Origin of the sequence: Psychrobacter sp. (genome assembly GCF_036731945.1) — a bacterium.
In the GTDB taxonomy this organism is placed as follows: domain Bacteria; phylum Pseudomonadota; class Gammaproteobacteria; order Pseudomonadales; family Moraxellaceae; genus Psychrobacter.
The window spans coordinates 31,038-46,880 of record NZ_DAINDI010000017.1; the positions used below are offsets into that span (position 1 = coordinate 31,038).

The window sequence follows — 15,843 nt, forward strand, 5'->3', positions numbered from 1 at the left end:
TCTCTAAGCCAGCACCTTGTTTTTCTACGTTTGGATGTAAATCAATTCCTTTAGAAACATAATAAATACTAACTTTTAACTTTGGCTTTTTGGTTATTAGACCAACATAAGTATTTTTAAATAATTCAAATGCTGCTAATACCTTTTCATTGTATCTGCCAATATAATCATCAGGATTAAAATCTAAATCGAAAAGACTTCTGCATAATCTAGATATCTTTAAAAGAGGTTCTTCCGAAAAAGAATTCTCATATTTAGACTGTATTAAAACTAACTCAATATCCACATTTTTCTTATATTTACCGATTAAACTTTCATCTTCTTTTATTATTTCACCATTTACAAACAGATAAATGGAGTCCACACCGCCATCATGGCTTTTACCCGAAATACCTGCATTAATTTCGTCATAGCTTAACTCGTTTTCCTTTAGTACTTGGAGTGCAGAATAAAACTCAAAGAATTCACTTAAAGGTATATCTTCCCCTAAATCCTCCATTTCTTGACTAATAATTGCATCAAGCAGTATTTGATTATTTTTAGACATCAATTTTCCTTAACCTTGTAGCTCTTTATTTAGGTACAGTAAAATTATATCAGAAAGACTAAAAATAAGTTAACTTCTTAAAACCTCAGACTTAAACCGCTCCCATACCACACTCCCATTGAATTATAACCATACATCGGCAACAATGACATTATCTATTGATAACTCTAAATCTAGAATAATTATTCGAGAAAAAGGACAAACGATGAAACTGCGCATCTTAAAATCTGCCGTGACCAACCCTTGGTTTAACCTCGCGACCGAGGATTGGATATTTAATACGCTCAATCCTGACTCGCACACGCTATTCTTATGGCGCAATAGCGAGACCGTGGTCATCGGGCGCTCGCAAAACCCATGGGTGGAATGCAAAATCGATAAGATGGAAGCCGACGATGTATTTTTGGCGCGGCGTCAGAGTGGCGGCGGCGCGGTGTTTCATGATTTAGGCAATACCAACTTTACCTTTTTATCGCCCAAAGACGACTACGATCAAGCAGCGAACTTTACCATCATCATCAATGCGTTAAAGAAACTGGGCATCGACGCAGAATTATCTGGTCGTAATGATATGCAAGTCGGTGATAAGAAAATATCAGGCAGCGCCTTTAAACATGCAGCCGATCGTAGCTTTCATCACGGGACATTACTGGTCAATGCCAATATGCAGAAGCTCGGCGATTATCTCAATCCGCATCCGCTTAAGCTAAAAGCCAAAGGCATCAAGTCCGTGCGTGCGCGCGTCGCTAACTTGGTTGAGTTTAATGAAGACATCAATCACGAGACTTTATCTGATGCGATTATCGAAGCGTTTTGTGAATACTATCGCGACAAAGATTATGGCGACACCACGCCGATAGAAGAATTGGATGAAGCCAGTCTCGCGCAGCAGCCGACACTCAATAAATACTATCAGCAAATGGCAGATTGGGATTGGCGCTTTGGTAAAACCCCTGAATTTACCCATCACATTGAGACGCGCTTTGATTGGGGCATTATTGATTTGCATATGGACATCAAGCAAGCGGTTATCAGTGAGGTCGTTATCTTCTCTGATGCGCTAAACGTTGAGTTGATTGACCTATTAAAAGACACATTGACAGGTATTAAATATGACAAACATGAGATTAATGCCAAGCTCGCTGAATTAGGTAAGGCTCATGCTGAACTGGAAGTACAAATTGATGACGTGTCTAAGTGGCTGACTAGTGAGATGGAAGGTTAGATTTTTGCTTGTTATTTATAGTGAGTAAAGAGTTTCTATTTCTTATTACCGTCAGCATTTTAATCGCCTTTATACTTTGCGTGGATTAGGCTTGCTGTCTAAGTCACACTCTTAGATAAACTTAAGTTTGATATTTAACGCTCTAGCCATCTATAATGTCAGGCAAATAATAAACTCGAATTAAGAGTCTACACTTTGGGCATTTAAGCAAGGTAGCACTATGGCAGCCTATATCACCGTCGGCGCAAAGACCTCTCATGGTGGGACGGTCATCTCTGGCTCACCGCACACCACTCATAACGGTATCGCAGTCGCGCGTAAAGGCGATAAAGTCATCTGTAAAAAATGCAAAAAGGTCACTACTATTGTTAGTGGTGACCCGTCGTTTATTGTCGATGGTGCGCCTATCGCACGCGGCGGTGATGTAACCAGCTGCGGCGCGAAACTGATTGCGATTCAGCAAGCGTTTGCAGAGTCTGACTTTGATGTTGGCAGTATTGCGCAGGCAGAGCCTTTGGTGTTTCCTAAAACTGATCCAGAAACTGTACTTTCTAACTTTGCAGCTTCTGACAACAGAGATTCTGAAGATGAAATGTCTGATGAGGAGTTAGGGATTTGGGTTGACGTATCTACTGAACAAGCATTGAAAGACAGTGGGCTTTGGGCAGGAGCAGGTACTCCTGAAGAACTAATTTATCAAGAACGTCTTAATTCTCTATGGGTAGATGTCAATGGTGATCGTGCGAAATACCATGAAGGTGTGCAAAAAATTGGAGATGAAGCGGGATTGGTTTTTGATATTATGTCATTTCCGCTAGGTTGGGGTGCTCTATCTGCTAAGACTAGCCTTAAAGCTGGACAGTACGTGATTCGAAAACGAGCGTTAAGTAATAACAATATCTACAGAGACTCTGAAAAAGGTTTCGACTGGACTTCTACTAAGAAAAGATCTCCTAATACAAACCTAGCAGAGCATTGGAGTAAACATAGCAAAGAATTTCCTGAGCTAAAATCTCAAAATGACTACTATCGTCATGCTCAAGAGTTTGTGAGTAACCCTCCGCGTGGAACTTTAAATAAAACAAGAAAGAATGGTGATACGGTTTTATATAATCCGAAAACAAACACATTTGCCGTCAAAACGAAAGATGGTGCACCTCGAACAATTTTTAAGCCTGATGCTTCCACACATCCCTACTCAACTAATTTGGAATATTTTCATGCTCAATAGAGAGTTACACAGTTGTAAAATATGCGGTTACTATGATGAGGATTTCTTGCCATGGGGTCTAGACGGTGAATTCCCATTATATGAAATATGTCCTTGTTGTGAAGCGGAGTCTGGTTATGAGGACTTTACCTTAGAATCCATTATTCATAATCGTAACAAGTGGGTTGAATCTCCAAAATTTAGATCGAATGAGAAATATAGAGAGCAATTAGTTAACTACTTGGAATATTTAAAACAGATTAAATAACCTAGTTTTGAAAAATATAATTAAGTATGTATAGTAAAGCCCCCCAAGAATTGTCGTAACATTTCTTGGCGGGATTTACTATGTACAAATTCGGACTAGCCTACTACGAGGGCGACTCAGTTATTGTAGGTAATAACAAAGCTTTTGAACTGTTTCAAAAAACTGCTTGATCAAGGATTACGCTCGTTTAAGTCAATTTACGGATACTTGAATTCTGCCATTTTCGAAAAAAAGCTAAAAATACAGCTGAACCAATCAACGCCATAAACATATCAGACTGCGTATCCCAGACATAACCTTGCGTGCCCAAAAAAGCTTCTGCATCGCTGCCAATGGCTAACGCTACCCACCATTCTATCAGCTCATAAAAAGCACTAAACGCCAAACAAACGGACATCACAAAGACCAATAACCAACGCTCATTTTTCACCACATTTAAGCGCAGTAAAATTTCTCTCGCAATCCCTGCCGGTACAAACCCCTGAACGAAATGCCCCAATTTATCATAGTGATTGCGCTCCCAACCAAACCAGTTGGCGATAGTATCAAACAGAGGTACTTCAGCATAAGTATAATGACCGCCTATCATTAATACGATGCAGTGCAGCAATATTAAGGAATACGTGAGCCTTGATAGGGTAAATCTTTGATAAGTCGCGGCTAGTATGCCCAAACCAATCAGCGCGGGCGCAACTTCCAAAACCCAAGTGAAATAATTTTTAGGTGCAATACCTGACCAAATCAGCGCCGCAAAAAATACCACTAACCAAATGATCTTAAGCGAGCCATCATGCACTCTATTTTTATTTGAATGATTCATGAAGGTTTTAATATTCCTTGTTAAAAATAGAAACTTTTATCACTATGCTTATTTTTCTGATTATTAATGATGTGTGATGGACTTAGTAAGTTATGCTATTGCTCACTTGCCTTATAAATAAACTCAATTTTCTGCTCTCTTGGCAGATTATTTAAAATCTTCTTCACCTCAGTGACATATTGACCCAAATCTGGCTCCAAATTAAAGCCTTCAACCGGTGTTGGTAAGCCTTTTTGTTTACCGAGTCTAACGATAATCGCGTTCTCTTCTGGTAGAACCAATACGCGCTGACCTAAGTGACCAAGCATGGCATAAAAAGGAATCGGGCTGTCCATATCCGTCCATACCGAATGACCGTAAACTTGCGCTTGCCCGTCTGCGAATGCATCCACGTTTGGCGTAATCATAAAATCAACGTGTGCTTTACTAAGTAATTGCTCGCCTTGCCACTCACCACCATTTAATAATAACTGTCCAAATTTGGCAAAATCTAACGCACTGGTATTAAGGCAGCAATATACCTTTTCGATGCTCTCTGAGCCGTCAAGCGACCAATAAGCATTACCTTGCATGCCGAGAGGTTGCCAAAAATTTTCTTCTAAATAGCTAGAAATAGTATAGCCATGCGGCGCAAGCGCTCGCGATAAAGCTATACCAAGCATTTGCGTATCGCCTGATGAGTATTCAAACTGGCCACCACATTCTTCTACAAACTTACGATTGACCATTTGCTTGACCAAGTCATGACCATAATAGGATTCAGCCGTTGGGTTGATTGGAAAGTAATAATCTTCCGTCCAATCATAGCCCGAGGTCATCGCCGAGAAATCTGCTAAGGTACAGTTCTGCGCGTATTTATCATCAGCATATTCAGGTAGCCACTTGATAATTGGCTCATCGACACTGCCAATGTAACCATCCTCAACTGCTTTAAGGTACAGCATCGTTGTGACAGTCTTCGCCATCGAAAAGCTATTAGTGTGCGAATCAGCACTATAACCTTGCCAGTAGTTTTCGTACAGCAGTTTGCCGTCTTTGATAATGGCAAAGGCAACGGTTTCATCGGTGTTTAAAGCATTTTGCAAGGTGGGCGTGAGTTTGACCTGCTCAAAGTTGGCAACTTTTTCCCATTCGATAGTATCTTTGGCGTGGATAGTACGATTATCAAAATCGACATAATCGTCAATATTGGCAGTGTTTTCACCTTTAAGATAAGTAAGCTTTAGCCCTCGAAAGATATAAGCGTTACCCGTCACTACTAAGCTCAAGCTGATAATAATGAGTAGCGCTATAATAGGCAAAACGATCCATTTAAACAGGGTCTTTAACACTACCATTATAAAATCCTTTTTTATGGCGTAGGTAATAAGTACGATTAAGTATTACTGATGGGTTTAGCGTAGCATGGATAGGAGGGTTTGATAGGTGGTTTTTTGAATAGTGAGTTTAGATTGTAGGCTGGGCCTTTAGTCCAGCGAATTAATGAGTTAAACATGAAAACTAAAACTATATTTAGTTATACTAAATTGAGATAGTTTGATGACTAAAAACCTTTATATTTTGTAGTTAGATACAATTGAGTGAACTAGAAGTTGAGAAACAAAATGATATTTCCGAATGATATAGATATTTTGAAAGAGAATATTCAACAAATACTTAACCCTATTAATTGTGCTGTTAAAAAACGCACTAGAGCTGACAAGGACTTTCTTTTCAAAGCTGTTTGAGCAGACGCGGGGAAAAATCTACCTCCTTATTACTTAATATATTTTCTTTTTGTTGACTTACTTGGTTTCAAAAATCTAGGTCGATTTGAAAAAGTTGCTTGGTCGATTCCAATTGATTATAACGGATCTGCTTATCTTTTAGAACATAGGAAGCTAGGGATGGGACTTTTTATAGCAGACAAGGAAAATCAAGAAAACGAATGCCAAGAGATTGTGAAGAAAATAAATAACGCTGTGAAAGTAGCTAAGCCATATTTCGATTGGATCGCAAATGAAGCTGCAAAACAATCTAATTTAAATGTTTTAAATCTTAGTCTGAGATTATATAGTCGGTACATCTTTTTTCTTAAAGAATATAAGAAAAAAACTCAAGAGGATATATCTCGTAAAGATGCAGAAGAAGCACTAGTTACTGGACAATTTTTAAGTATTTATGCAGAATCTAAGGAGCTTAAAAAAGAAACAGAATGGTTAGCGCTATCAGTAATTGATGCATTTTATAGTTTTACTGAACATATATTCATTCATGCTGCAATAATAAAGGGTTCTTTGTTGACAGGAGCAGATGTAGGGCGGCTTGCTCAAGATGACTGGGCAACTAAATTTAAAACATGTCTTAATGTCCAAGACAAATTGGTTAGACCACATTACGATAAGTTAGCTTTGATCAAAAAACAAATAAGAAACTATATGGCTCATGGAGCGTTTGGTAAAAATGGTGAAGCTTTTCAGATTCACTCTAAAGTAGGTGCTGTTCCATTACTTATGAATAGCCAGAAAAGTGGTTCAAGATTTTCTATCCAACCTGATACCGAATTTGAGGAAAAGGAAGCAATAAAAGCGATAGAAGATTTTATACATTTCTACTGGGATTCAGACGACTTTTTAGAAATTATTTATATAAGAAGTGATTTGCCAAGTATTCTTACTTTCACTAATGACTCCACTTATGAAGATGCTCTGAAATCACTTAACAATATGGAAAGTCTTATTGAGCACTTAAATATAGTCAGTGATAATAGTGCAAATATGGATTGGTAGATATTACTTAACAGATTTTGTATTTTCAAGGTTAATCAAGCTTGGACTGGAAGCTAGAATCTTTTATTAAAGGTTTATAAATTCTTCTCTATTAAAATACTAGCTTAGAAACCACTTGATAGCATGGTTTTAAAAAAAAAGCGGCAAGATAATCTATCTCGCCGCTTTGATATTTAACTTAAAAAATCAAACCTCAAATACTCGCCGCAACCTCTGCTCCATCACGAATGGCGCGCTTGGCATCCAGCTCCGCCGCGAGCTTTGCACCACCGATTAGATGATATTGCGCGTCCGGTGCATCACCAACGTTTGGCATCAGCTCAACGACTGACTCTTGACCAGCACAGACCACAACGCTATCGACACGGAGCAGCTGGCTTTGACCTTGGTTGTTAGTAATCCAAATGCCTTCATTGGTAATTTTATCATACTGGGCGCCTGATACTTGGATGACGCCGTGTGATTTAACGTGCGCGCGATGTACCCAGCCCGAGGTTTTATTGAGCCCACTACCCAATCGACCTTTGGTACGCTGCATTAAGTACACTTGACGGATAGGCTTGATCGCTTCAGGTTTAATCAAGCCGCCATCTGCCTGATAGTTAGTATCAGACGTCACGCCCCACTCTTCGCGCCAATCGCTGATTGACTGCGGTTTTGGACGATAGCTTGGGTCTTTTAGCAATTCAGGACCAAGCTCATCTAATGGCTGCCCATGATTGGCGGTTAGATATTCACTAACGTCAAAGCCGATACCACCAGCGCCAATGACCGCGACAGTCTCGCCAACGGATTTTTCACCAGAGAGCAATTCAGCATAGCTAATAACTTGTGGTAAATCTGCACCTTCCAATTTGCCTTTTAGGCTTCTAGGAACAACGCCAGTTGCGACGATGACATGATGGAATTTTGATTTTTCTAACATATCTTTATCGACTTTGGTATTAAGTTTAATCTCAACGCCTAAGTGCTCAAGCTCATTGATATAGTAGCGAATGGTTTCAAAGAACTCTTCTTTACCTGGGATAACCTTGGCATAATTAAACTGCCCGCCCAAGATATCTTTTGCTTCAAATAGGGTGACGTCATGACCACGCAAAGCTGCAACATGAGCGGCTGACATGCCAGCGACACCGCCACCGATCACAGCAACTTTTTTCGGTTTTTTGGTCTTCTTATAAACCAATTCTGTCTCATAACAAGCTTGTGGGTTGACCAAACAGGTTGAGCGTTTATTTTCAAAAGTATGGTCAAGACATGCTTGGTTACAGGCGATACAGGTATTGATACGATCGGCTTGGCCTTCTTTAGCTTTGTTGACCCAATGCGGATCCGCTAAGAATGGACGCGCCATTTGAATCATATCGGCCTGACCACTGGCGAGGATTTCTTCAGCGGTTTCAGGCATATTGATACGGTTGGCTGCCATCATAGGGATGCTGATATGCTTTTTAATTTCAGCAGTGAAATCTACAAAAGCGGCTCGCGGTACGCTAGTGACAATCGTCGGTACGCGCGCTTCATGCCAGCCAATTCCAGTATTCATAATGGTCACGCCCGCTTCTTCTAGCGCTTTAGCAACGGTAATGACTTCATCCATGACGTTACCGTCTTTGACCAAATCGATCACTGACAAGCGGAATAGGATAATAAAATCTTCACCCGTTGCTTCGCGAACTGCTTTGACCACATCGACCGCAAACTTCATGCGATTTTGGATATCACCGCCGTACTCATCGGTGCGTTTATTGACATGACGCGATAAAAACTGATTGAGCAAATAGCCTTCAGAGCCCATAATTTCAACACCGTCATAACCGGCTTGTTTGGCAAGTTTGGCACAGCGCGCATAGTCTTTAACGGTTTGCTCGATATTTTTGATGCTCATTTTACGCGGTTTAAACGGCGAGATTGGCGATTTAATTGGGCTTGCGGACACGGCAAACGGATGATAACCATAGCGACCACTGTGCAAGATTTGCATGATGATTTTGCTGTCATATTTATGCGCCGCACGGGTGACACGTTGATGATTAATGACGTCAGCGCGGGTGTTCATGGTGCCGCCAGCAGGGAGCAACCAGCCTTCGCGATTGGGTGAAATACCGCCGGTAATCATCATCGCCACGCCGCCTTTCGCACGTTCGGCAAAATAGGCCGCCAGTTTACCGTAATTATAAAAACGGTCTTCAAGCCCTGTATGCATCGAGCCCATTACCATGCGGTTTTTAAGTGTGGTAAAGCCCAAATCCAGCGGCTCAAATAAATGCGGGTAGTGCTCGTTGGTGCTGGCGGTCTCAATGGTATTGGCAGTGCGGCTGGCGGTCATATCATTTTCCTTATGAATGAATTATCAAACTACGTTTTGAAAACAGAAAAGTCACGGGATTTAGCGTTGCTGCTATCGTAACACACCGCTATTATCATCAGCTATGCGGACAAGCGACTGATGAGTGAGCACTATCTTGATACCAATCCTAGACAGTCAGATGTTTACCTCGGCTTTACTGCTTTTATTAAGCAAACCTCATAAAACCCGCCCAATTTTTGGGGCAATTGGCTATAATAGCGTGAGCGTTGTCAATATTTAACGTGTTTTATAATGACCGTTTTTATGACAATTGTTTTTATGACAACGGCTTCTATAATAGCCGCTTCGCTTAATCGGCATCATCGAATACCCGCAATACGATAAAGGACTATCCACATGACAGACTTTCACACCGGTCTTGGCAAAAATGCGGCCAACCATCAACCGCTTACCCCTATCGATTTTATTATCCGTAGCGCACAGGTTTATCCTGATAAAACCGCTATCCTCTATGACGATTTAGAACACAATAACCTCACACAAACGTGGCAACAGACTTATGACCGTTGTCGTCAATTGGCGGATGGTCTGCGCAAACTGGGTATCGATAAAAATGACACGGTAGCGGTGATGATGCCGAACACGCCAGCGATGGTCGAATGTGCCTTTGGCGTGCCAATGTCAGGCGGCGTTCTTTGTACCCTTAATACCCGACTTGATATTAACGCCCTAACCTTTTGCCTACAACATTCTGAAGCCAAAGTATTGATTTTAGATAGCGAGTTTGCTGAGCACGCTGAGATTATTGATGAAGCTTTTCCCAACCTCATCGTGATTCATGCGACAGATAAAGCGCTTGATATCGAGCGTTTTGGTAGCATGAGCTATGAAGCATTAATCGCCAGCTCAGACAATTTGGATAATTGGGAAAAACCGCTCGATGAATGGGATGCTATTGCTCTTAACTATACCTCTGGCACCACGGGTAAGCCTAAGGGCGTGGTTTATCATCATCGCGGTGCCACGCTCAATGCTGTCTCTAACATTTTAGATTGGGATATGCCCAAGCACCCGATGTATTTATGGACACTGCCATTATTTCATTGTAATGGTTGGTGTTTCCCATGGACCATTGCCGAACGCGCGGGCGTCAACGTCTGCTTACGTAAAGTTGACGCTGATTTAATTTTGCAGCTGATTGCCAAATATAAAGTCAGCCATTATTGCTCAGCGCCCGTGGTGCACAATATGATTGCCGGTGGCAAACCTGAATATAAAGAAGCCATTAACCATGAAGTCAAAGGTTGGGTCGCAGGTGCGCCGCCGTCTGAAACTATGCTCGCCGCTATGGAAGCAATGGGCTTTCATATCTCGCACGTTTATGGCCTCACCGAAGTTTATGGTCCGGTCACTGTTTGTGCTGAGCAAGAAGAATGGAATGTGCTTGATGTCGCTGGACGCGCGCAGAAAAAATCTCGTCAGGGCGTAACTTCGCATCTGATGACAGGCTTTGAGCTATTTAAACAAGGGACTACTGAGCGGGTTGCTGCTGATGGCGAAGAGATGGGCGAGCTGGCACTGCGCGGTAATATGGTGATGAAAGGCTATCTAAAAAGCCGTAAAGCCACCGAAGAAGCCTTTGCCGATGGCTGGTTCCGCACTGGTGATCTGGGTGTTAAACACCCTGATGGCTATATCAAAATCATGGATCGTCTCAAAGATATCATCATCTCAGGTGGCGAGAATATCTCTAGTATCGAAGTCGAAAACGTCTTATATAAAATGCCAGAAATCCAAAGCTGTGCCGTCGTCGCCGCGCCGCATGATAAATGGGGCGAAGTACCAGTGGCCTTTATCGAAATTCATGCTGGTAGCACCTTACAGCGCGATCATGTCATGGAACACTGCAAGCAATATTTGGCTGGCTTTAAAGTACCGAAATATATTATCTTTGCTGAAATTCCAAAAACCAGTACCGGTAAAGTACAGAAGTTTGAGCTACGCCAAGCGGCAAAATCATTGGCTCATGAAACGCCAAAAGTTACGGCTAGCGCTAAATAAGCTTTTTTCGTTAAGCTTTAATGATACGGAAGTAACATGAATAGAAAAGGTCAGCCTAATATCGTTAGGCGGACCTTTTTTTATAGATGATTTTTAACATTTAAGTCATCAATTCTCAGTCAGGCTTTGGCTCAAGCCACTGATAGATGATCATACCAAGCAGCATGGCAGCGGCAAACACATAGCCTTGCCAATGTCCTGTACCTAGCAACACAATACTAGGCCCTGGGCAGATACCCACAAGTCCCCAACCGATACCAAACATCATCGCGCCGATTAACAACTTTTTATCAATCACCGTCTTACTTGGCAATAAGATAAAAGTGCCCGCCCAGCTGGTTTTTTGCCGCTTGGCCAACTGCACGCCGATGGTGGCCACTAGCAGACCGCCGCCCATCACCAGTGCCAAGGAGATATCCCATGCACCAAAGACGTCCAAAAACCCTTGTAACTTAGCAGGGTCGGTCATGCCTGCTATCAGCAGACCCAAGCCGAATAGTAAACCGGCCAGTAGTCCAATTATATTTTTTAGCATTATTTTGCCCCATACTTAATCTGTTTATTCAAGCTGTTATAAATGACGTGCTGTCTATGCGACTTTTAAATCAAACCCAAAACATGGCGACCGATATAAACGGTCACAATACCAAACAACATAAAGGTCACTGTCGCCGCCATTGAACGTTGTGACAGTCGCGCATTACCGCAAATACCGTGGCCACTAGTACAGCCTGACCCTAAACGCGTGCCAAAACCAACCAGCAACCCTGCACCAATTAACAGCGGTAATGACGTGGTGATTTCTATATCAGGCAAAGGTCGGACCAAACTGTAAAGTAAAGGCGAGATGATAAGGCCTGCGATAAACAGTCCCTGCCACATCTCTATATTTTTGGGTTTTAGTACGCTTGACACGATACCGCTTATACCTGCAATACGGCCAATACCCAATAATAAGATAACGGTCGATGTCCCTAGCAGCAAACCGCCGATTAAGGATATCGGCGTAAAGGCTAACCAGTCTATTTGTATACTCATAATGTTTACCTAAGCCAATTTTATTAAATACAAACTTAATATTCGTTTTATATAAATATATTATATAATAAAATATAATAAAAAGGTAAAAAAATACTGAACCTATTTTTTAATAGGTTCAGTATTGATGTAACGCTTCTGTTAGGTTAAGCCTTCTTTTAAAATAAAGAAGCTATTTAGCCAACACTTCATCAAGCGCTTTTTCAAAACGTTGTACCGCTCCGTCAACGTCGGTCAATTTATCAAGACCAAATAGACCTAAGCGGAAAGTTTTAAAGTTCTCAGGCTCGCCTACTTGTAGCGGGACACCAGCGGCGATTTGCATGCCAGCTTCAGCAAAGGCGCTCCCTTTATGCATGTCATCACGGTCAGTATAAGCAACCACGACGCCCGGCGCTTCAAAACCTTCTGCCGCCACGCTTTCAATGCCTTTGTCCACCAATACTTTACGAATACGTTTGCCAAGCTCCCACTGCGCCTCGCAAAGCTTATCAAAGCCGACTTCCTTAGCTTCATGAACGGTATCGCGGAACTGGCGTAAGCTATCGGTTGGCATGGTTGCATGATATGCGTGACCGCCATTTTCATAGGCGCGCATGATGTTTAACCACTGTTTTAAATCTAAGCTAAAGCTGTCAGACTCGGTGCTCTCTACTTTTTGCATAGCCGCATCGCTGAGCATCACCAGACCTGCGCCCGGCGTGCTGCTCCAGCCTTTTTGCGGCGCGCTAATCAGCACATCAATGCCCAAATCTTTCATATCAAGCCAGACGCATCCTGAGGCGATACAGTCAATGACCAATAGACCGCCAACGCTATGAACGGCCTCGGCCAATGCTTTGATATAGTCTTCTGACAAAATTATGCCTGATGAGGTTTCAACATGGGGCGCAAAAACGATGGCAGGTTTTGTTTCTTTGATTTTAGCAACCGCTTCATCGATAGCAACTGGAGAAAACGGCTTTGGCGCATCACCGCTATCGGCGCGATTGGCCGTCAGTACCGTCGAGGATTTGGCAATTTTGCCCTTGTCTAAAATTTGCGTCCAACGATAGCTAAACCAACCGTTACGGATAATCAGGCAGTCTTCATCATTGGCCAATTGACGCGCCACGGCTTCCATACCATAAGTGCCAGAGCCCGGTACAATCGCCACCGCATCAGCGTTATAGACTGACTTTAGGTTGCTAGACAAGTCATTCATCACTTGCTGAAAAACTTTTGACATGTGGTTTAGGGCACGGTCAGTATAGACCACCGAGTATTCTAATAAGCCGTTTGGATCAATATCTTGACGTAATGCAGTCATAGGACGCTCCTAGTTTATAGTTAGGCAATATAGGTATTAGCAAATTTTAGTGATAACGAGCCAAATACTATGATAGATAGTATTTATCGGGCACTCATATCGAGTAATCATCGAGAGTATGACGCAGGGTTGACGATATAGCGCTTTATCCTAGCGCTATTGCCGTTGACGAGTATGTCGTGTGCGCTTTATTTTTATTTTAAACAGTACTACTATTCTAAACAGTACTACAGACGATAGGCGCGCCATTATCAGACCGTGAATGACAGCCTATTGAATCATCAATACTGAGAATTCATGAAATGAGAAGATATTAAGAGGCAATTGATAGAATTAAGCTTTGAAAAAAAGCCAAAATCAATTAGTTAAAGGTTCATTATAAATAACCGCTGCCACATAACCAAAAATTATCGCCACTTAATACACTCATAACAACTTGATATTAGCACCGATAATGCAGGTTGACAACGCTCAGCTTGCATAAGTCGAAAGCTTAGCCAATTTATGACTTTTAAAGAAAAACCATTTTAAAAGGAAGAGTTTTAAAAGAAACGGTTTTAAGAGAAATAGTAAGAAAAACAATTAGTGAATTAAAAGGAGTAATGATTACTGACGACGACCTCGATGCGCGTCTTGTAATCCCGAGACCACAAAATCTAGCAATTCATTATCACCTTCGCGTGCCGCTTTGCGCATCAGCTTCGATGGCGCATGGGTCAGCGTCTGGGTTAAACGCCGCGATAGCTCAGTGATAATAGCTTCAGGGCTGGCGTTATCTTGTTGCAGCTTAGCGATAGATTCATGCAGCAGCTTATCGACTTGGTCATGGGTGCGCGCGCGATATTGTTGAATCTCTTTGCCGACTTGGCGCACTTGAAAACGCCGATCCATCTCGACCACCAACTGACTGACCAGTAGCTCAGCATCGACCGCCGCTTGCCGGCGCTGCTCAATATTACCAGCAATCACGTGTTGCAAATCATCGACAGAATACAAATACACATCATCGATACGGCTAATGGTCGAGTCGATATCGCGCGGCACCGCCAAGTCAATCATCAGCATCGGCTGATAGCGCCGACTTTTGAGCGCGCGCAAGGTCATGGTCTTATCAATCAATATATCCATGCTACCACTACAACTACTGACGATATCAGCCTCTGCCAATACTTGCGGCAACTCTTGCAGCGATTTCACTTCTACCTTACGCTCGGGTCGATGCAATTCGGCGGCCAACGCTTCGGCGCGCTCAGGATTGCGGTTACAAATAATGACTCGCCCGACCCCAAGTCCAGCGATATGGGTTGCCACCAAACGATTCATCTCACCAGCGGCGACCACCAATAGCGTGCGATTGGGCAAATCGTCAAATATCTGCGTCACCAATTTGGCGGCCGCATAGCTCAGCGATACCGCTTGAGCGCCGACTTTGGTTTCGTTGCGCACGCGTTTGGCAGCGGCAAATACTTGATCGACAATCCAGCCGAGCTGATTGCTAAGCGCCTTTTGGTCTTGCGCCAAATGCACAGAACGTTTGATTTGACCGAGTATCTGCGGCTCACCCAATATCATCGAGTCAAGACCAGCGGCGACTCGCAGCCAATGAGTCAGCGCATGGGTATCACGGTGCACATAAAGATAAGGGTCAATTTCAGCCAAAGGTAACTGTTTAAAATCCGCCAGCCACGCTTTTATTTTTAAAATATGAGCACTAATTGCCGCGGCAGAAGGCTGCGCACTAATGGCATTATTACTCGAGACAGCAGTTTGCTGCGCTGCTAAAGACATGCCTGATTCTGATAGTGATGAGACTTGTGGGACGAGTGCATAAATCTCAGTACGGTTGCACGTCGAGACAATCACGCTACCATCGGTGAAGCGCTCTAGCTGCTGCAGGGCAATATTCACATCGTCACCGACAAGCGCCAAGCGCTCTCGCAGAGCGACTGGTGCGGTTTTGTGATTGACCCCAGTGACCACTAATCTCATTATTGATAGACCATAAATATAACGTTTACCTGCCAGCCAAACGCTTTTAGAATGTGAAAAAACCTATTCAATCAGCAGTGCTAAAAAACAGTTTTTCACAGACAGCACTTGCTAAACTGGCTGTGAAAAAACGTCTTTAATTAATACTTGTCAATATGAACGTCTAAAAAGCGCTTATTATATCATTATTGCTGGCTTTATTTAACAGGCAGCGCTGGGCGATGGTATTTGTCTGTATCAGGGCATGGCGATGATAAATCAACTGCTGTGATGGCTTTTAAAATAAGTGCCAGTGTT

The 15,843-nt window shown here is 42.5% G+C and carries 12 protein-coding genes; 4 read left to right on the forward strand and 8 right to left on the reverse strand.

Annotation, left to right across the window (positions count from 1 at the left end):
- Positions 1–547: hypothetical protein (locus V7D75_RS05205; protein WP_333613697.1), on the reverse strand; the 547-nt coding region annotated here is incomplete at its 3' end.
- 205 nt (positions 548–752) lie between these two features.
- On the opposite strand from V7D75_RS05205, the gene V7D75_RS05210 reads away from it, so the two are divergent.
- Both V7D75_RS05210 and V7D75_RS05215 read left to right on the forward strand, forming a co-directional pair.
- Positions 753–1,772, forward strand: a complete 1,020-nt coding sequence (locus V7D75_RS05210) for a lipoate--protein ligase (RefSeq protein ID WP_333613698.1) — start codon at positions 753–755, stop codon at positions 1,770–1,772.
- Between the two features lie 220 nt (positions 1,773–1,992).
- Complete coding sequence (locus V7D75_RS05215; RefSeq protein ID WP_333613699.1) at positions 1,993–3,003, forward strand: PAAR domain-containing protein; 1,011 nt, start codon at positions 1,993–1,995, stop codon at positions 3,001–3,003.
- 434 nt (positions 3,004–3,437) lie between these two features.
- On the opposite strand, the gene V7D75_RS05220 is transcribed toward V7D75_RS05215, so the two are convergent.
- Both V7D75_RS05220 and V7D75_RS05225 read right to left on the reverse strand, forming a co-directional pair.
- The gene (locus V7D75_RS05220; RefSeq protein WP_333613700.1) at positions 3,438–4,070 is read right to left on the reverse strand and encodes a DUF2238 domain-containing protein; all 633 of its coding nucleotides are present in this window, start codon (positions 4,068–4,070) and stop codon (positions 3,438–3,440) included.
- Positions 4,071–4,165: 95 nt separating this feature from the next.
- On the reverse strand, positions 4,166–5,407 hold the full coding sequence (locus tag V7D75_RS05225; RefSeq protein ID WP_333613701.1) for a serine hydrolase domain-containing protein: 1,242 nt from the start codon (positions 5,405–5,407) through the stop codon (positions 4,166–4,168).
- A gap of 549 nt (positions 5,408–5,956) precedes the next feature.
- Between V7D75_RS05225 and V7D75_RS05230 the strand changes: the two genes are divergently transcribed.
- Positions 5,957–6,838 carry a hypothetical protein gene (locus V7D75_RS05230; protein WP_333613702.1) on the forward strand — a complete coding sequence of 294 codons (882 nt, stop codon included), beginning with the start codon at positions 5,957–5,959 and terminating at the stop codon, positions 6,836–6,838.
- 193 nt (positions 6,839–7,031) lie between these two features.
- Here the strand turns inward: V7D75_RS05230 and V7D75_RS05235 are convergent, their stop codons facing one another.
- Positions 7,032–9,167 carry an FAD-dependent oxidoreductase gene (locus V7D75_RS05235; protein WP_333613703.1) on the reverse strand — a complete coding sequence of 712 codons (2,136 nt, stop codon included), beginning with the start codon at positions 9,165–9,167 and terminating at the stop codon, positions 7,032–7,034.
- 378 nt (positions 9,168–9,545) lie between these two features.
- Here V7D75_RS05235 and V7D75_RS05240 point away from each other — a divergent pair, with 378 nt between their 5' ends.
- Complete coding sequence (locus V7D75_RS05240) at positions 9,546–11,210, forward strand: AMP-binding protein (protein WP_333613704.1); 1,665 nt, start codon at positions 9,546–9,548, stop codon at positions 11,208–11,210.
- A 115-nt stretch (positions 11,211–11,325) separates the two neighbouring features.
- On the opposite strand, the gene V7D75_RS05245 is transcribed toward V7D75_RS05240, so the two are convergent.
- The 4 genes from V7D75_RS05245 to hemA all read right to left on the reverse strand — a co-directional run bounded on the left by V7D75_RS05245 (position 11,326) and on the right by hemA (position 15,546).
- Complete coding sequence (locus tag V7D75_RS05245) at positions 11,326–11,745, reverse strand: DUF6691 family protein (RefSeq protein ID WP_333613705.1); 420 nt, start codon at positions 11,743–11,745, stop codon at positions 11,326–11,328.
- 65 nt (positions 11,746–11,810) lie between these two features.
- A complete protein-coding gene (locus V7D75_RS05250; protein ID WP_333613706.1) occupies positions 11,811–12,248 on the reverse strand; it encodes a YeeE/YedE family protein in 438 nt (145 codons plus the stop codon).
- Positions 12,249–12,420: 172 nt separating this feature from the next.
- Entirely contained in the window at positions 12,421–13,557 is a 1,137-nt protein-coding gene (locus tag V7D75_RS05255; RefSeq protein ID WP_333613707.1) for an aminotransferase class V-fold PLP-dependent enzyme, read from the reverse strand.
- Positions 13,558–14,163: 606 nt separating this feature from the next.
- The gene (hemA, locus tag V7D75_RS05260) at positions 14,164–15,546 is read right to left on the reverse strand and encodes a glutamyl-tRNA reductase (protein WP_333613708.1); all 1,383 of its coding nucleotides are present in this window, start codon (positions 15,544–15,546) and stop codon (positions 14,164–14,166) included.
- Between the last annotated feature and the right edge of the window lie 297 nt (positions 15,547–15,843).